The organism is Burkholderia sp. MSMB1588 (assembly GCF_001546925.1).
Taxonomy (GTDB): domain Bacteria; phylum Pseudomonadota; class Gammaproteobacteria; order Burkholderiales; family Burkholderiaceae; genus Burkholderia; species Burkholderia humptydooensis.
The window spans coordinates 2,758,731-2,775,205 of sequence record NZ_LNJS01000001.1 but is presented as its reverse complement, the minus strand read 5'-3'; the positions used below and the strand labels follow the sequence as shown (position 1 = coordinate 2,775,205).

Genomic DNA, 16,475 nt, shown 5'->3' with positions numbered 1-16,475 from the left:
GGACTGCTGCTCGCTCGAGCATCAGCTCGTCCGATCGATCGTCGGATAGCCGTCCGGGAGTCGGATCGAACGAACGCGCGTCGCGCTGCGGCAATTCCGGCCGCCCGACGCGCGTGCCGTGCCGATCCGCGCTTATTTCGGCGCGTTCGTCATCCGCTCGACGTACCGCGCGATCATGTCGATCTCGAGATTGACCTTCGCGCCGGCCGTCAGATGCCGCAGCGTCGTCACCTCGACCGTGTGAGGAATCAGGTTGATCGAGAATTCGCAGCCGTCGTCGCGGTCTTCGACCGAATTGACGGTGAGGCTCACGCCGTTGACGGTGATCGAGCCCTTGTACGCGAGATAGCGGCCGAGCGCGCGCGGCGCGAGCACGCGCAACTCGTGCGATTCGCCCACGGGCGCGAAGCGCGTGACGGTGCCGAGTCCGTCGACGTGCCCGGACACGATGTGGCCGCCCAGGCGATCGTGCGCGCGCAGTGCCTTTTCGAGATTCACGTCGCCCGGCTCGGCGAGGCCGACCGTCTTGTTCAGGCTTTCGCGCGACACCTCGACGTCGAACGTGCCGGCCGTCTTCGCGACGACCGTCATGCACGCGCCCTGGATCGCGATGCTGTCGCCGATCGCGACGTCGGCGAGGTCGAGCCCGCCCGCGCGCAACGTGAGGCGCACGCCCGCGTCGGGCGCGGAGGCGATCGGCTCGATCGTTTCGATGCGGCCGACCGCCGCGACGATTCCGGTAAACATCGTGTCGGATTCCGTTATGAATGGGTAGGGGAGGCGTTCGCGAAGCGCGCGAGGATGCGCAGGTCGTCGCCGACGCGCTCGACGCTATGGAACGCAAGCCGCGTGCGGTCGACGAGCGACGCCGGCGCGGCGAGATCGAACATCGCTGCCGCGTCCGCGCCGAGCAGGCTTGGCGCGAGATAGACGAGCAGCTCGTCGACGCAGCGCTCGCGCAGCAGCGAGCCGTTCAGCTTGTGGCCCGCCTCGACATGCAGTTCGTTGATGCCGCGCTCGCCGAGCGCGGCGAGCATCGCGGGCAGATCGACCTTGCCGCGCGCGTTCGCGAGCGGCACGATTTCCGCGCCGCGCGCGCGCAGCGCCTGCGCTCGCGCTTCGCTTTGCGAATCGAGCGCGCCGCAGAAGATGAGGAGCGAGCCGCCTTCGAGCAGGCGCGCGGCGAGCGGGATGTCGAGACGGCTGTCGATCAGCACGCGGCGCGGCTGGCGCGGCGTGTCGACGCCGCGCACGTTGAGCTGCGGATCGTCTTCGCGCACGGTGCCGATGCCCGTCAGGACCGCGCAGGCGCGCGCGCGCCATTTGTGGCCGTCTTCGCGCGCGGCGTCGCCCGTGATCCATTTGCTTTCGCCGGACGCGAGCGCGGTGCGGCCGTCGAGCGACGCGGCCGTCTTCATCCGTACCCACGGCCGGCCGCGCGTCATCCGCGACACGAAGCCGATGTTCATTTCGTGCGCCTCGTGCGCGAGCAGGCCGCAGCGCACGTCGATGCCCGCGTCGCGCAGCATCGCGAGGCCGCGTCCGGACACCTGCGGGTTCGGGTCTTCCATCGCCGCGACGACCTTGCCGACGCGCGCGTCGATCAGCGCGTGCGAGCACGGCGGCGTGCGGCCGAAGTGGCTGCACGGCTCGAGCGTCACGTAGACGGTCGCGTCGCGCAGGTCGTTGCCGCGCGCGCGCGCGTCCTTTAACGCCTGCACCTCCGCATGATCCTGGCCCGCCGGCTGCGTGAAGCCCTCGCCGATCACGACGTCGTCCTTGACGATCACGCAGCCGACGCGCGGATTCGGCGTCGTCGTGTACATCCCGCGCGCGGCGAGCGCGAGCGCGCGCTGCATGTGGGTGAAGTCGCTTTCCGAGAACATCGGTTCGTCCTGTCAGTCGTGCGGCGGATCAGGCTCGCAGCGCGGCGAATGCGCGGCGCGCGGCGTCGAGCGTCGCGTCGAGCGTCGCGTCGTCGTGCGCGCTCGACACGAAGCCCGCTTCGTACGCGGACGGCGCGAAGTACACGCCGGCGTCGAGCATCAGATGGAAGAAGCGGTTGAAGCGCTCGATGTCGCTCTTCGTCACGTCGGCGAAGCTCGCGGGCACCTGCTCGGTGAAGTAGAGGCCGAACATCCCGCCGATCGCGTCGGCCGAGAACGGCACGCCGGCCGCGCGCGCCTCGGCCGCGAGGTCGTCGGCGAGCCGGCGGGTCTTGTCGGCGAGCGCGTCGTGAAAGCCCGGCGCCTGGATCAGCCTGAGCGTCGCCAGGCCCGCCGCGACCGCGACCGGGTTGCCCGACAGCGTGCCCGCCTGATAGACGCCGCCGAGCGGCGCGAGGTGCGACATGATGTCGCTGCGGCCGCCGAACGCGGCGGCCGGCATGCCGCCGCCGATCACCTTGCCGAGGCAGGTCAGGTCCGGCTTGATGCCGTAGTGCTGCTGCGCGCCGCCCAGCGCGACGCGAAAGCCGCACATCACTTCGTCGAAGATCAGCACGGCGCCGTGCTTCGTGCAGAGCGCGCGCAGCGCGTTCAGGAATGCGGGCGTGCCGCGCACGAGGTTCATGTTGCCCGCGACGGGCTCGACGATCACCGCCGCGATCTCGTTGCCGAACGCGGCGAATGCCTCTTCGAGCGCCGCGACGTTGTTGTACTCGAGCACGGTGGTGTGCTTCGCGACGTCGGCCGGCACGCCTGCCGACGTCGGATTGCCGAACGTGAGAAGGCCGGAGCCCGCCTTCACGAGCAGGCTGTCCGCATGGCCGTGATAGCAGCCTTCGAACTTGACGATCCGGCTGCGGCCGGTGAAGCCGCGCGCGAGGCGCAGCGCGCTCATCGTCGCTTCGGTGCCGCTCGACACCATCCGCACCTGCTCGATCGACGGCACGAGCTTGCAGATCTCCTCGGCGATCTCGATTTCGGCTTCGGTCGGCGCGCCGAACGAGAAGCCGTCGGCGAGCACGCGCTGCACGGCCGCGAGCACGTCGGGGTGCACGTGGCCGACGATCATCGGGCCCCACGAGCCGATGTAGTCGATGTAGCGCTTGCCGTCCGCGTCCCAGAAGTACGCGCCCTGCGCGCGGGCGACGAAGCGCGGCGTGCCGCCGACCGAGCGGAACGCACGCACCGGCGAATTGACGCCGCCCGGAATGGTCCGCTGAGCGCGTTCGAAGAGAGTTTGATTGTTCGACATGAATTTGGACCTGCGAGAGAGTGCGCGCGAGCGGCGAAGCGCTGCGGCTCGCGTCGGGCGTATCGATCCGACTGATTGTACCGGAGACGCGGGGAGCGGGTTTCGCCGGTGATTCGTCGGCGCTTCGTCGTCTTGTGGTATCGGCGGTTATCGGCGGTTGGGTGCGACGCGGCACGGCGGCGTCCGCCGAGATTCGTCGCCGTGACGCGCGGGGCGAGATGCCCCCGGCACATGCGCTCCCGCGCGTGCTTCGCGCGTCGCGGCGGGCTACGCGGGCTACGCGCGTTTCGGCGGCTTGCGCCTGCCGGTGAGTTCGGCCCAGCGCTTTTCGAGCGCGCCTTCGGCGACCGGCTTGATCGAGATGCCGGACGTCTGCGCGTCCCACGTCTGGACCGAGAACGGATGCGCGCGCAGCGCGTCGCGCGGGATCACCACTTCGCGGTGGCCGTCGACGAGCCAGTCGTAGACGAAATCGATGCAAAGCCGGTAGCCGCGCTTCATCTGCGGATCGGCCACCTCGTACGGCCCGCGCGCGACGTAGCCGGAGCCGAACACGCCCTTCGGCTCCTTCGCGACGCGATGCAGGAACACCCGGTCGCCCGGCAGGATGCTGCGCGAGAAGCCGCAACCCCAGACGTCCGCGACCGCTTCGCCCGCCTTCACGCGCGCGGCCATCTCGGGCAACTCGGGCCACGGCCATTTCTTGGGGCTCCAGATCAGCAGGAAGGCGGTCATGTCGCTCACTCGAACAGATGAATTGAATGGAAAGCGCGAGCTTGACCGGAGCGCCGGCAAGCTCGCGCGCGGCGCGCGGCGGATCGTTGGCCCGTCAACTGGAACCCGAGCGGCATCCCGCTCAGAATGCTCATGGCGGCGCCGTCGAGGCGCGACTGTCCGGGCGCGATGAGCGGGTTGACCACCGCCGCTTCCCCGACGCACAGCCGGTAGGCGCAGGAAAAAAGCGAACTTGATCGCATGCACGGAACCGCCCGACACCGCCGCGACAACCGCCACGCCGGCGACGACCGACGCGGCGGTCACGGCGAACGACGCCGCCCGTTGCGCGACGTGGGCGATCAGCTTGCCGGGCGTCGGGAATTCCCGTTTGCGCTTGATGCGCAGCCACTCGGCCGGATCTCGGACGAGCCGGATTGCGGATATCGCTGCTCGTCGGCATCCAGCGCGTCTGCCGCCCGCCTTTCATCGCGATTCTCCCGTCGCTTCGTGTCGAACCCGCAATATACCTGTTGGCGGCGCGTTCGGCGGCCGGGCGAAGGCACGCGTACAATCAGGACCTTTCGGCGTCGACCCGACCGGCCGCCGTCCTCCTTGTCTGACCGTCTGCGCGCCACCGGCGCGAGGCGCCGCTTTTCGTGGAATTCCAATGCCTCACGTCGCAAGACGCCGGCCCGACGGCCGGCTGATCCTCTTGCTCGGCGCGCTTGCCGCGTGCGGGCCGATCGCCACCGACATGTATCTGCCGAGCCTGCCCGCGATCGCGGACGGCTTCGGCGTGACTGCCGCCGCCGCGCAGCGCACGCTGACGAGCTTCATGGCCGGCTTCTCGATCGGCATGCTGCTCTACGGCCCGCTGTCCGACACTTACGGCCGCCGTCCCGTGCTGCTCGGCGGCATCGCGCTCTTCACGCTCGCGAGCATCGGCTGCTTCGTCGCCGCATCGATCGACATGCTGATCGCCGTCCGCTTCCTGCAGGCGTTCGGCGCGGGCGCCGCGTCGGTGCTCGCGCGCGCGATCGCGCGCGACGCGCACGAGCCCTCCGACGCCGCGAAGGTGCTGTCGATGGTCGCGATCGTCACCGCGATCGGGCCGCTCCTCGCGCCGCTCGTCGGCGGGCAGGTGCTGCGCTTCTCCGGCTGGCGCGGCGTGTTCGTGGTGCTCACGCTGTTCGGCGCGGTCTGTGCGACTGCCGCGTTCCTGCGCGTGCCCGAGACCTGGCCGCGCGAGAAGCGCGCGAGCTCGGCCGTGCTGAATTCGTTCGCCGCGTATGGACGCATCCTCGTCGATCCCGTCGCGTGGGGCCATATGCTGTGCGGCGGAATGGCGTTCGCGTCGATGTTCGCGTACATCACCGCGACGCCGTTCGTCTACATCGACTACTTCCACGTGTCGCCGCAGCATTACGGGCTGCTGTTCGGGCTGAACGTCGCCGGCATCATGACCGGCAACCTCCTGAACACGCGCCTCGTCGGCCGTGTCGGCTCGCTGAAGATCATCGCGGGCGCATCGCTGCTGAGTTGCGCGGCGTCGTTCTGCGTTGCGTTCTTCGCGCTGACGGGGCTGGGCGGACTGTGGTCGATCGTCGCGAGCCTCTTCTTCGTCGTTGGCGTGGTCGGAATCCTGTCCGCGAACTGCACGACCGACCTGATGCTGCGCTATCCGCACAATGCGGGCGCCGCGGCCGCCGTGTTCGGCGCGATGCAGCTCGCGCTCGGCGCGCTCGCGAGCGTCGCGATTGGCGCGCTCGCCGACGGCACCCCGTTCGCGATGGGCGTGACGATCGGCGTCACCGGGCTGCTGTGTCTCGGCGGGCGGGCGCTCGTGCTGCGCTGGCACGGCCGGCCGGTGAAGGGCAGGCTCGGTAGCGCCGACGTCGCGTAACGCGGCCGGCGGCGCGGGCGCGCAGGCCGGCGATGTGCGCCCGCGCCGCGCGTCATCGGTTCGCGCGGCACGCGTCCTGATACGCGAACAGCGCGGGCGCGCCGCCCGTATGCACGAACAGCACCGGGCCGTTTCCTTCGATGCGGCCGCGCGCGCAACCGCGCGAGCTCGACCGACGGATCGCCGAGCCGCGCGCCGTCGACGGTGATGCTGCCTTTCTGGAACGGCTCGAGGCCGTTGATCGGATCGTCTTGATGAGCGTCGACTTGCCGGAGCCGGACGGCCCGCAGACGACGACCACTTCGCCTTTCGAGACGGCCGCGCTGCAATCGGCGAGGACCTGATGCGAGCCGTACCACTTCGATACGTTGTCGAGCGTGATCATGTCGGGATTCTTCGCGAGATGGGGCGGGCGCGGCCGGGACGGGCGGCCCCCGTGCGCGTTCAGTGCGCGGACGGCAGCGCGCAGCGCGTTTCGATGCGGCCCTGGAGCCGCGCGAGCAGCGTGCTCAGCGCCCAGTAGATCGCGGCGGCGGCGAGGTACAGCGGCAGCGGCTGGAAGGTCGACGCGATCACTTCCTGCGTCGAGCGCAGCAGCTCCGTGACGGTGATGACCGAGACGAGCGACGTGTCCTTGATGAGGCTGATCAGCGTGTTGCCGAGGCTCGGCACCGCGAGGCGCAGCGCCTGCGGGCAGATCACGTGGCGCAGCGTCTGCACATGCGTGAGGCCCAGGCTGTGCGACGCGGCCCACTGGCCGCGGCCGATGCCGAGGATCGCGCCGCGCATGCTTTCGGACAGGTACGCGCCCGCGTTGAGCGTCAGCGTGAAGATGCCGGCGGCCGTCGGGTCGAGCGAGATGCCGATGTCGGGCAGCCCGTAGTAGACGACGAACATCTGCACGAGGAGCGGCGTGCCGCGCATCAGGCTCACGTAGCCCTGCGCGATCGCGCAGAGGAACCGGTTGTCGCCGATCCGCACGATCGCGACGACGAGGCCGACGATCAACCCGAGCACCATCGCCGCGACCGCGAACTTCATCGTGAGGACCGCGCCTTTCGCGAGGACGGGGAGGGTGTGCACGACCAGATCGAACGCTTGCATGAACTTGTCTCCAGATCGTTGACGGGCGCGCCGTCGGCGGCATGCGCGCCGGCGCGCGCGGCGCGTTCGGGCGGCGCGCGGCCGGTCATTGCGCGGTCGGGGTCGACGTGTCGACGCCGAACCAGTGCACGGAGATCTTCTTGAGCGTGCCGTCCGCGCGCATCGACGCGAGCGCGTCGTCGATCGCCTTCGCGAACTTCGGATTGCCCTTGCGGAACGGAATGCCCATCTGTGTCTCGCCGCCCTTGATCGTCGCGCCGGGCCGCAGCGGCATGTGCGCGTTCTTGATCAGATACGGCAGCATCAGCCGGTCGTCCATGCTGACGTCGATGCGGCCCGCGGCGACGTCGCGCAGCTTCTCCGGCGCGCCCGGATAGGTCTTCACGTCGACGCCTTGCAGCGTCTTCGCGAGATCGGCGAAGTTGGTGCCGAGCGTGACGCCGATCCGCTTGCCCTGCAACGCGCCCGGCGCGCCGTAATCGTGCTTGTCGTCCGCGCGCTGGATCAGTTGCGCGGCCGAGTACACGTACGGCTGGCTGAAGTCGAGCGCCTGCTTGCGCGCGGGCGTGATGCCGACCTGGTTGACGATCACGTCGAACTTGCCCGCCTGCAGGCCGGCGAGAATCCCGCTCCACTCGGTCGTGACGAATTGCGGCTTCACGCCGAGCCGCGCGGCGACTTCCTTCGCGACGTCGACGTCGAAGCCTTCGAGCTGGCCGTCGCCGTTGCGGTAGTCGAACGGAGGGTAGGTGCCTTCGAGCGCGATCTTCAGCACGCCGGCCTGCCTGACGTTGTCGAGCAGATCGGCCGCGTGCGCGGACGCGGTTGCGATGCCGAGCAGCGCGGCGACGAGTGTTGACGTGAACATCGGTTTGAATGCCTTCATCTTTGATCTCCGTGGGGGAAAACCGAGCGAGCGATTTCGAGACCGCATCGTCATGTCGACGGCGCTCGCCGCGAACGCCGATCTTGCGGCATGCGCGCGGCGCGGGCGCCGTTCGGCACGCTGCAAATGCGTGACGATTGACGGCAAGCTTAATTTCGCCAAAATGGAAAATGTTTCCAAAGAAGTACGGATTTACAGCGCCGCGTGGAAAGTTTTTCTATCGTTTGCGCGGGTTGCGCAACCGGTGCGATCGGGGCGGCGCCGCGTCGTCGCGGGTCTCGTAAGCGATGAATCATTGCGACTTGTGCCGTGTGCCGGCGGCGACGTTCCGGTCAGCCGCGCTTGCTCTTTTTGAAACATCCTCGAAAACGGATCATCGGGCCGAGGCAAACGCTATTCGGACGCTAACGGTTCATCGGCGATCGAACGGGTTCGCCAATCGGCATCACTTGTGCCCTGATCAAAACGTATCGGCGCGATGTCCGGATGTTCGCCGAGCCGGGCGGCCAGGAAGTCCATGAGCAGGCGGCTTCGTCGCGGTACGTGCGTTCGCTGCGGCATGCACAGGTAGAGCCCGTAACGGCAGGTGACGTGCCGGGTCAGCAGCGGCACGAGGCGGCCGACGCGTTCGCCGCGCTCGAGCTGACGCTTGACGACGACGAAACCGCGCTGCTCGAGGCTGCGTTCGAGCGCACGCTTGAACCGGCGCAATGGTGAGGGCTGCGGCGCCCGTCAGGTCGGATGCCGCGCGGCTAGTGTCGCGTGCCGGAAATTCACTGGATAAAAAAACCGGAGCGCGAAGGCTCCGGCATGGCTGCAAGCCGCGACGCGCAACGCGCGTCAGTCTTTCGCCGCGGGCGCCGCGCCGTGGCTCAGCCAGTCGAGCACGTCGGCGGCCTCGTCGCCCGCGCCCGCGCGCGCTTTCGCGCGCGCCATCGCCTCCGCGAGCTCGGCGTTCGGCGCGGCGCGGCGGATCGCGACGCCGACCGCGAGGATGTCGATCATCACGAGATGCAGGATCCGCGAGATCATCGACAACTGCGACTCGCGCATCTCGATGTGATCGGTCTCGAGCGCGACCGTCGCGCGCTTGGCGAGCGGCGTGTTGCTCGACGTGATCGCGATCACCTTCGCGCCCGCCTGCATCGCGACGTCGAGCACGCGCAGAAGCTCCGGCGCGCGTCCCGACTTCGACACCGCGACGATCACGTCGCCCTTGCCGAGCAGCGCGGCCGACGCCGCCTGCATGTACAGGTCGCCGTAAGCGATCGTCGGGATGCCGAAGCGGAAGAACTTGTAGTGCGCGTCCTGCGCGACGATGTTCGAATTGCCGAGCCCGTAGAACTCGATGCGCCGCGCGTTGTTCAGGATGTCGATCGCCTGCTCGACGTGCTCGAAGTTCAGGTGCTCGCGCAACTGAAGGATCGCCGACACCGTGTTGTCGAGCACCTTCGCGCCGAAGTCGGTGGCCGTATCGCCGAGATGCACCTGGCTGTGGCTCATCGGGATCGTGCCCGTCAAGCCGGTGGCGAGCTTCAGCTTGAAGTCCGACAGCCCCTGGCAGCCGAGCGAGCGGCAGAAGCGGATCACGGTCGGCTGGCTCACGTCGGCCTTGCGCGCGATGTCGACGATCGGATCGTTGATGATCGAGCGCGGATGATTGAGCGCGAGATCGGCGACGCGCCGCTCGGCGGGCGTCAGCGCGTCGCGCATCTGGCGGATCCGCTCGAACACGGCCGACGACGCGCCGCCCGTGCGGTTCGACAACTGCTCCGCGAGGATCGCCGATACGCCGAGGAACGCCGGATACTCGGCTGTGATCAGGTAAGTCGGGATGTTTGCGAGATACGCGTCGAAGCGGCCCTTCGCCTCGAAGCGCGCGCGAAACGACGAGCGCATGAACAGCTCGCCCAGCTTCGGCACGACGCCGCCGCCGATGTAGATGCCGCCCAACGCGCCGAGCGTGACCGCGAGGTTGCCGGCGAACGTGCCGAGAATCCCGCAGAAGCACTCGACCGCTTCGAGCGCGAGCGCGTCGCCCGCGTGCGCGCGCTCGACGATGTCGGCCGTGTCGACGTTCGCGGCGATCCGCTTCTTGTCGCGCGCGGCAAGCGCGCGATAGATGATTTCCATGCCCGGGCCCGCGCACACGCGCTCGAACGACACGTGCGGGTACTTGCGGCGCGCGTACTGCAGCACGAGATCCTCGCGCTCGTCCATCGGCGCGAACGTCGCGTGGCCGCCTTCGCTGCCGAGCGCGATCCAGCGGTCGTCGGCGGGGATGAGGCCCGACACGCCGAGCCCCGTGCCCGGCCCCATCAGGCCGATCACGCTGTTCTGCCGGCGCGCGCCGCCGCCGATCTGCACGCGCTGCGCGTCGGTCAGGCCGGGCAGCGCCATCGCGAGCGCGGTGAAATCGTTGACGACGAGCAGCGTGTCGAAGCCGAGCGCGCGGCGCGTCGCCTCGATCGAGAAGCTCCAGTTGTGATTCGTCATCCGGACCTGATCGCCGTCGACGGGATTCGCGATCGCGATCGCCGCGTGATTCACGCGGCCGATCTTCGCGTCCTTCAGATACCTGCGGATCGCGTCGGTGAGCGTCGGATACTCGGCGCCGGGGTACACGCGGATCTGCGAGATTTCGCCCGGACCCGTCTCGAGCGCGAAGCGCGCGTTCGTGCCGCCGACGTCGGCCAATAGGCGCGGCCCGTCCGCATGCTGGCTCGCCGCAGCGGCCTTAGTTTGCGCACCAGTAGACATCGAGCTTCGTCCCGTTGTGGTTGGCCAGTTGCGAAATCGCGTTCTTCTGCGACGCGGCCGCGGCCGCCTCGAGCACCGCGCGCTTGCGGCTTCCCGCGATCAGCAGGAACAGCCGATCGATGCGCTTGAGCGCGCTGAGCGACAGGCTCACGCGCGCATGGGGCGCGGCGCCAGGGTGGACGCCGACGAAGCGCTCGGTCGTCGCGATCGCGTGGTCCCATTCGGGCGCGTCCGCGAAGATCGACGCGGTGTGGCCGTCCTCGCCCATGCCGAGCACGGCGACGTCGGGCAGCGGGTGCGCGGGGCTCTGGTTGAGCGCGGCGACTTGCGCGTCGAGCGACTCGCGCATGTCGACGAGCGGCGCGAAGCGCGCGTGCGCGGCCGTGTTCTGCAGCAGCGTCTCGCGCACGAGCTTCGCGTTGCTTGCGTCGTCGGTGTCGGGCACCCAGCGGTCGTCGACGAGCGTCACGTCGATCCGCGGCCAGTCGAGCGCGGCGCCCGACAGCGTTTGCAGGAACGGCCGCGGGCTCGTGCCGCCCGACACCGCGAGCGTCGCGCGCGCGCGTTGCGCGAGCGAAGCCGCGAGCGCTTCGCCGACCGCTTGCGCGAGCGCTTCGGTTTGCGCGCGCGGGGTTTCGAAAGCGTGAACCTCGATCACTTCTCCTCCAGACTGCCTTTATTGAATGGATTGAATTCGATGGGGACATCGGGCGGCGCGCGGACGAAGCCGCCCGCGCGCCGCGTTGCATCAGTTTTCTTCTTCGAGCCAGCAGGTGCCGTGCTGCGCGAGCATCGCGCTCGCCGCGGCCGGCCCCCACGTGCCGGCTGCATACGGCTTCGGCGGCTTCAGCGAGCGCGCCCATTCGTTCAGGATCGGCTCGACCCAGCGCCATGCGGCTTCCTGCTCGTCGCGCCGCACGAAGAGGGCGAGGCGGCCGTTGATCACGTCGAGCAGCAGGCGCTGGTACGCCTCCATCTGGCCTTCCTTGAAGAACTGGTCGAACGCGAGGTCGAGGTGCACGCTCGCCAGATTCATCCCTTCGCCAGGCTGCTTCGCGAGGCAGTACAGGCGAATCGATTCGTTCGGCTGCAGCCGGATCACGAGGCGGTTCGCGCCCGCGCGCAGCGCGGTCGGCCCGAGCGCCGAGTGCGGCACCGGGCGGAAGTTGACGACGATCTCCGCGACGCGGTCGGCGAGGCGCTTGCCGGTGCGCAGGAAGAACGGCACGCCGGCCCAGCGCCAGTTCTCGATCTCGACCTTCAGCGCGACGAACGTCTCGGTCTGGCTGTCCGCCTTCACGCCGGGCTCGGTCGCGTACGCGGGCACCTGCGCGCCCTTGATCACGCCCGCGTGGTACTGGCCGCGCACCGCGACCTTGCCGATGTCGCGCGGCTCGACGGGCTTCAGCGCGCGCAGCACGCGCAGCTTCTCGTCGCGCACCGAATCGGAATCCATCGAGTGCGGCGGCTCCATCGCGACGATCGACAGGAGTTGCAGCAGGTGGTTCTGCACCATGTCGCGCAGCGCGCCGGTATTGTCGTAGAAATCGCCGCGCGCCTCGACGCCGAGCTCCTCGGCGATCGTGATCTGGATGCTCTCGACCCATTCGCGGCGCCACAGCGGCTCGAACAGCGCATTGCCGAAGCGCAGCGCGAGCAGGTTCTGCACCGGCTCCTTCCCGAGGTAATGGTCGATCCGGTAGATCTGGTCTTCGGCGAAGATCTCGCCCACCGCGTCGTTGATCGCGTTCGACGAGCGCAGGTCGTAGCCGAGCGGCTTCTCGAGCACGATCCGCGCGCCCTCGTTCAGGCCCACGGCGGCGAGCGCCTTGCAGATCGGCACGAAGAGCGACGGGCCCGTCGCGAGATAGAACACGCGGATGCCCGAGAGCTGGCCGACCGTGTCGCGCAGCAGCGCGTAGTCTTCCGCGCGGCCGAGGTCGAGCTTCACGTAGACGATGCGCTCGAGGAAGCTTCGCCAGACCGCTTCGTCGAACGCGCCGCCCGCCGCCTTCGCCGCGTGCGGCTTCACGTGCTCTTCGACCCACTGCAGGTAGCCGTCGCGGTCCGCCGCATGGCGGGCCACGGCAACGATCCTGCCGGCTTCCGACAGCATGTTCGCGCGATGCGCCTCGAAGAGCGCGGGGAGGATCTTGCGCATCGACAGATCGCCGGTGCCGCCGAAGAGAACGAAGGTGAAGCTCGAATCGGTATGCATGTGTCTCCGCCGTTTGGGGATGCCCGCGACGCGGGCCGTAGTGCGATAAAAATATTTTTGACACTGAATTGTAGTTTAACTACAATCCGCCGCAAGGGGTAGCACCCGAACGAAGAAAAGAAGCGCACGGCATGAAGAGGCGCGAACTTCGGGCGGGCCGTGCGGCGTGTGAGCCGCACGCGGCAAATGTTATCGGACATTGATGAAGCGCATGTTCGCGCGCGTCGCTGCCCCGGGTTCGAGCCATGCGGCGGCGGAACCGGATAGCCCAAAGAGGAGACGGTCGTTGAATCTCGAGTCACTCAGTTCCTGAGCCCGCGGCCGGCATCGGCCCGAACGCATCGATCATGCGTCGTTCGCGGCTCGATTTCCCGTGTCGTTCCGTAGCAAAGCCGGCTTTCGCGCATCCGCGCAGTCGAAAGCCTGACGAATCGATCCAAATCTGGAGGAGATAACTGATGAAAATTCGCGCGATCATGGGCGCGCTCGGCGCCGCAGGCCTGCTGTTCGGCGCTGCCGCGGCGCAAGCGGCAGAGAACGTCACGGTGCTGCACTGGTGGACGTCGGGCGGCGAATCGAAGGCGGTCGGCGTGCTGAAGGACGACCTGCAGAAGCAGGGCTACGTCTGGAAGGACTTCGCGGTCGCGGGCGGCGCGGGCGCCGCGGCGATGACCGCGCTGAAGACGAAGGTCATCAGCGGCGACGCGCCGTCGGCCGCGCAGATCAAGGGCCCCCTCATCCAGGAGTGGGCGGACCAGGGCGTGCTCGTGAACATCGACTCCGCCGCGGGCGACTGGAAGCAGAACCTGCCGCCCGAGATCGACAAGATCATCAAGTACAAGGGCAACACCGTCGCGGCGCCGTTCTCGGTGCATCGCGTGAACTGGCTCTACATCAACAAGGCCGCGCTCGACAAGATCGGCGCGAAGCCGCCCGCGACGTGGCCCGAATTCTTCCAGATCGCCGACAAGCTGAAGGCGGCGGGCATCCAGCCGGTCGCGATGGGCGGCCAGCCGTGGCAGGACCTGACGCTGTGGGAAGATGTCGTGCTGTCGCAAGGCGCCGACTTCTACAGGAAGGCGCTCGTCGACCTCGACCAGAAGACGCTCACGTCGGACAAGATGCTCGACGTGTTCAACACGGTCCGCAAGATCCAGGGCTACTTCGATTCGGGCCGCAACGGCCGCGACTGGAACCTGGCCACGGCGATGGTCATCAACGGCCGCGCGGGCATGCAGTTCATGGGCGACTGGGCGAAGGGCGAGTTCGAGGCGGCCGGCAAGAAGCCGGGCAAGGACTACATCTGCGCGGCGGTGCCGGGCACGGCGAATGCGTACACGTTCAACGTCGACTCGTTCGTGTTCTTCCAGCAGAAGGGCCAGAAGGCGGCGACGCCCGGCCAGATCGCGCTCGCGAAGACGATCATGACGCCCGCGTTCCAGGAGCAGTTCAGCTTGCTGAAGGGCTCGATCCCGGTGCGCCTCGGCGTGAAGATGGACAAGTTCGACGATTGCGCGAAGAAGTCCTACGCTGATGAACAGACGGCGATCAAGTCGAACGGCTACGTGCCGTCGCTCGCGCACGGCATGGCGCAGGGCGACGCGACGGCGGGCGCGATCTCCGACGTCGTGACGAAGTTCATGAACTCTCAGCAGGATGCGAAGAGCGCGGTTGCCGCGCTCGCGCGCGCCGCGAAGGTGAAGTAACGCACGGCGCGTAACGCACGGCTGCGCCGGGCGCTTCGTGCCGCAGGCGCAGCAAACGGGCCGCGAGCCGGCCCGCGCCGTACCCGCCGCCCGCGCCGGCTTCGCGCCCGCGCGCGGCGGCCTCGTTCCAGGAGTCGAAATACGTGGCTGCCCCTCTTAGCGGAAACGGAACCAGCGCGGCTGACGCGCACCGCACGTCGCCGCTGTCGGCGTTCGCCGACCGCTGGATTCCGAAACTGGTGCTCGCGCCCAGCATCGCGATCGCCTTGGTTTTCATCTACGGCTTCATCGTCGTCACCAGCTATCTGTCGCTGACGAATTCCCGGCTGCTGCCGAACTACGAGTTCGACGGCTTCGGCCGCTATTCCGACTTGTTCCAGAACGACGTCTGGTGGACGTCGGCCGCGAACCTCGGCTGGTTCGGCATCCCGTTCATCGCGATCTGCGTCGCGCTGGGCCTCTTCCTTGCAATCCTGCTCGATCAGAAGATCCGCAACGAAGGCGCGCTGCGCGCGGTGTTCCTGTATCCGATGGCGCTGTCGTTCATCGTCACGGGCACCGCGTGGCAGTGGATACTGAACCCGGGCCTCGGCCTCGAGAAGGTGATGCACGACTGGGGCTTCACGAACTTCTCGTTCGGCTGGCTCGACGATCCGGACAAGGCGATCTTCTGCGTCGTGATCGCGGCCGTCTGGCAATCGACGGGCTTCGTGATGGCGCTCTTCCTCGCCGGCCTGCGCGGCGTCGACAGCGAGATCTTCAAGGCCGCGCAGGTCGACGGCGCGACGCTGCCCACGATCTACCGCAAGATCGTGATCCCGAGCATGCGCCCGGTGTTCTTCTCGGTGCTGCTGATCCTCTGCCACATCACGATCAAGACCTTCGACCTCGTCGTCGCGCTGACGGCGGGCGGGCCGGGCACGTCGTCGTCGCTGCCCGCGATGTTCATGTACACGTATTCGTTCAACCGCGGGCAGCTCGGCGTCGGCGCGGCGTCGTCGGTGATGATGCTCGCCACCGTCGTCGCGGTGCTCGTGCCGCTCATGTATCTGGAATCGAGGAGCACCCGCAATGCAGCCTAAGATGACACTCAGTCGGGCGGTCATTTACGCGGCGCTGATCCTGTTCGCGCTGTACTTCCTGTTCCCGATCTACGTGATGCTGTCGACGTCGTTCAAGGATCTCGACCAGTTGCGCACGGGCAACCTGCTGACGCCGCCGTCGAGCTGGACGGTCGCGCCGTGGGTGAAGGCATGGGGCGAGGCGTGCACCGGCGTGCGCTGCGACGGAATGAAGCCGTTCTTCTTCAACTCGATCAAGATGGTGATCCCGGCCGTGCTGATCTCGTCGCTGATCGGCGCGTTCAACGGCTACGTGCTCACGCACTGGCGCTTTCGCGGCGCGGATGCGCTCTTCACGATGCTGCTCGTCGGCTGCTTCATCCCGTTCCAGGTGATCCTGCTGCCGATGGCGCGCCTGCAGGGCTACTTCGGGATGGCCAACACGATTCCCGGCCTCGTGTTCGTGCACGTCGTGTACGGGATCGCGTTCACGACGATGTTCTTCCGCAACTTCTACGTGAGCGTGCCGGCCGAGCTCGTGAAGGCGGCGCGCATCGACGGCGCGGGCTTCTTCACGATCTTCACGAAGATCCTGCTGCCGGTGTCGCTGCCGATCTTCATGGTGTGCCTGATCTGGCAGTTCACGCAGATCTGGAACGACTTCCTGTTCGGGATCGTGTTCTCCGGCGTCGATTCGATGCCGATCACGGTCGCGCTGAACAACCTCGTGAACACGTCGACGGGCGTGAAGGAGTACAACGTCGACATGGCGGGCGCGATCATCGCCGCGCTGCCGACGCTCGTCGTCTACGTGATCGCCGGCCGCTACTTCGTGCGCGGCCTGACGGCGGGCGCGGTCAAGGGGTGAGCGCGGCGCGCACGACGCGAACACGGGCGCCGCGCGCGGCGCAACGATACGAGA

Annotated in this window: 15 protein-coding genes and 2 pseudogenes; 6 read left to right on the top strand and 11 right to left on the bottom strand. The window is 68.1% G+C overall.

Annotated features, from left to right (window positions below):
- Positions 1–132: 132 nt before the first annotated feature.
- The 5 genes and pseudogenes from WS92_RS24350 to WS92_RS36790 all read right to left on the bottom strand — a co-directional run.
- The gene (locus WS92_RS24350; protein WP_015602247.1) at positions 133–747 is read right to left on the bottom strand and encodes a riboflavin synthase; all 615 of its coding nucleotides are present in this window, start codon (positions 745–747) and stop codon (positions 133–135) included.
- 14 nt (positions 748–761) lie between these two features.
- Positions 762–1,886 (bottom strand): bifunctional diaminohydroxyphosphoribosylaminopyrimidine deaminase/5-amino-6-(5-phosphoribosylamino)uracil reductase RibD, encoded by a 1,125-nt coding sequence (gene ribD, locus WS92_RS24345; protein ID WP_006025581.1) that lies wholly within the window; start codon positions 1,884–1,886, stop codon positions 762–764.
- A 28-nt stretch (positions 1,887–1,914) separates the two neighbouring features.
- Complete coding sequence (hemL, locus tag WS92_RS24340) at positions 1,915–3,198, bottom strand: glutamate-1-semialdehyde 2,1-aminomutase (protein ID WP_059934115.1); 1,284 nt, start codon at positions 3,196–3,198, stop codon at positions 1,915–1,917.
- Positions 3,199–3,474: 276 nt separating this feature from the next.
- Positions 3,475–3,933, bottom strand: a complete 459-nt coding sequence (locus tag WS92_RS24335) for a hypothetical protein (protein WP_006025583.1) — start codon at positions 3,931–3,933, stop codon at positions 3,475–3,477.
- 89 nt (positions 3,934–4,022) lie between these two features.
- Positions 4,023–4,362, bottom strand: a pseudogene (locus WS92_RS36790) (hypothetical protein); the annotation flags it as partial.
- A 220-nt stretch (positions 4,363–4,582) separates the two neighbouring features.
- On the opposite strand from WS92_RS36790, the gene WS92_RS24330 reads away from it, so the two are divergent.
- Positions 4,583–5,818, top strand: coding sequence for a Bcr/CflA family multidrug efflux MFS transporter (locus tag WS92_RS24330; RefSeq protein ID WP_015601338.1), 1,236 nt, complete (start codon positions 4,583–4,585; stop codon positions 5,816–5,818).
- Positions 5,819–5,964: 146 nt separating this feature from the next.
- Here the strand turns inward: WS92_RS24330 and WS92_RS24325 are convergent.
- From WS92_RS24325 to WS92_RS24315, 3 genes and pseudogenes are all read right to left on the bottom strand, one after another.
- Positions 5,965–6,203 (bottom strand): annotated as a pseudogene (locus WS92_RS24325) (ATP-binding cassette domain-containing protein); the annotation flags it as partial.
- Positions 6,204–6,262: 59 nt separating this feature from the next.
- Positions 6,263–6,922 carry an amino acid ABC transporter permease gene (locus WS92_RS24320; protein WP_006025587.1) on the bottom strand — a complete coding sequence of 220 codons (660 nt, stop codon included), beginning with the start codon at positions 6,920–6,922 and terminating at the stop codon, positions 6,263–6,265.
- A gap of 85 nt (positions 6,923–7,007) precedes the next feature.
- Positions 7,008–7,808, bottom strand: a complete 801-nt coding sequence (locus WS92_RS24315; RefSeq protein WP_006025588.1) for a transporter substrate-binding domain-containing protein — start codon at positions 7,806–7,808, stop codon at positions 7,008–7,010.
- Here WS92_RS24315 and WS92_RS35965 point away from each other — a divergent pair.
- Complete coding sequence (locus WS92_RS35965) at positions 7,783–8,163, top strand: hypothetical protein (RefSeq protein WP_171845238.1); 381 nt, start codon at positions 7,783–7,785, stop codon at positions 8,161–8,163. The two genes, WS92_RS24315 and WS92_RS35965, sit on opposite strands and share 26 nt — an antisense overlap.
- Before the next feature lie 131 nt (positions 8,164–8,294).
- Positions 8,295–8,525: a hypothetical protein gene (locus WS92_RS24310; RefSeq protein ID WP_009913328.1), complete on the top strand. Its 231-nt coding sequence runs from the start codon at positions 8,295–8,297 to the stop codon at positions 8,523–8,525.
- A 123-nt stretch (positions 8,526–8,648) separates the two neighbouring features.
- On the opposite strand, the gene WS92_RS24305 is transcribed toward WS92_RS24310, so the two are convergent.
- From WS92_RS24305 to zwf, 3 genes are all read right to left on the bottom strand, one after another.
- Positions 8,649–10,568, bottom strand: coding sequence for a bifunctional transcriptional regulator/glucokinase (locus WS92_RS24305; RefSeq protein WP_015602046.1), 1,920 nt, complete (start codon positions 10,566–10,568; stop codon positions 8,649–8,651).
- Complete coding sequence (pgl, locus tag WS92_RS24300) at positions 10,546–11,226, bottom strand: 6-phosphogluconolactonase (protein WP_015600696.1); 681 nt, start codon at positions 11,224–11,226, stop codon at positions 10,546–10,548. The genes WS92_RS24305 and pgl overlap by 23 nt, the downstream gene beginning before the upstream one ends.
- Before the next feature lie 90 nt (positions 11,227–11,316).
- Positions 11,317–12,786, bottom strand: a complete 1,470-nt coding sequence (gene zwf, locus WS92_RS24295; RefSeq protein ID WP_006025591.1) for a glucose-6-phosphate dehydrogenase — start codon at positions 12,784–12,786, stop codon at positions 11,317–11,319.
- A gap of 458 nt (positions 12,787–13,244) precedes the next feature.
- Between zwf and WS92_RS24290 the strand changes: the two genes are divergently transcribed.
- From WS92_RS24290 to WS92_RS24280, 3 genes are all read left to right on the top strand, one after another.
- Positions 13,245–14,492 carry an ABC transporter substrate-binding protein gene (locus WS92_RS24290; protein ID WP_009913323.1) on the top strand — a complete coding sequence of 416 codons (1,248 nt, stop codon included), beginning with the start codon at positions 13,245–13,247 and terminating at the stop codon, positions 14,490–14,492.
- A 143-nt stretch (positions 14,493–14,635) separates the two neighbouring features.
- Entirely contained in the window at positions 14,636–15,574 is a 939-nt protein-coding gene (locus WS92_RS24285) for a carbohydrate ABC transporter permease (RefSeq protein ID WP_006025593.1), read from the top strand.
- Positions 15,564–16,421 carry a carbohydrate ABC transporter permease gene (locus tag WS92_RS24280; RefSeq protein ID WP_009913322.1) on the top strand — a complete coding sequence of 286 codons (858 nt, stop codon included), beginning with the start codon at positions 15,564–15,566 and terminating at the stop codon, positions 16,419–16,421. The genes WS92_RS24285 and WS92_RS24280 overlap by 11 nt, the downstream gene beginning before the upstream one ends.
- Positions 16,422–16,475 lie beyond the last annotated feature (54 nt).

What these genes read in the sequence shown, in the direction of transcription:
- WS92_RS24320 (WP_006025587.1), bottom strand. Translation starts at nt 6,922, where the DNA reads ATGCAAGCGTTCGATCTGGTCGTGCACACCCTCCCCGTCCTCGCGAAA.
- ribD (WP_006025581.1), bottom strand. Translation starts at nt 1,886, where the DNA reads ATGTTCTCGGAAAGCGACTTCACCCACATGCAGCGCGCGCTCGCGCTC.
- WS92_RS24335 (WP_006025583.1), bottom strand. Translation starts at nt 3,933, where the DNA reads ATGACCGCCTTCCTGCTGATCTGGAGCCCCAAGAAATGGCCGTGGCCC.
- WS92_RS24310 (WP_009913328.1), top strand. Translation starts at nt 8,295, where the DNA reads ATGTTCGCCGAGCCGGGCGGCCAGGAAGTCCATGAGCAGGCGGCTTCG.
- hemL (WP_059934115.1), bottom strand. Translation starts at nt 3,198, where the DNA reads ATGTCGAACAATCAAACTCTCTTCGAACGCGCTCAGCGGACCATTCCG.
- WS92_RS24280 (WP_009913322.1), top strand. Translation starts at nt 15,564, where the DNA reads ATGCAGCCTAAGATGACACTCAGTCGGGCGGTCATTTACGCGGCGCTG.
- WS92_RS24330 (WP_015601338.1), top strand. Translation starts at nt 4,583, where the DNA reads ATGCCTCACGTCGCAAGACGCCGGCCCGACGGCCGGCTGATCCTCTTG.
- WS92_RS24305 (WP_015602046.1), bottom strand. Translation starts at nt 10,568, where the DNA reads ATGTCTACTGGTGCGCAAACTAAGGCCGCTGCGGCGAGCCAGCATGCG.
- WS92_RS24290 (WP_009913323.1), top strand. Translation starts at nt 13,245, where the DNA reads ATGAAAATTCGCGCGATCATGGGCGCGCTCGGCGCCGCAGGCCTGCTG.
- zwf (WP_006025591.1), bottom strand. Translation starts at nt 12,786, where the DNA reads ATGCATACCGATTCGAGCTTCACCTTCGTTCTCTTCGGCGGCACCGGC.
- WS92_RS24315 (WP_006025588.1), bottom strand. Translation starts at nt 7,808, where the DNA reads ATGAAGGCATTCAAACCGATGTTCACGTCAACACTCGTCGCCGCGCTG.
- WS92_RS24350 (WP_015602247.1), bottom strand. Translation starts at nt 747, where the DNA reads ATGTTTACCGGAATCGTCGCGGCGGTCGGCCGCATCGAAACGATCGAG.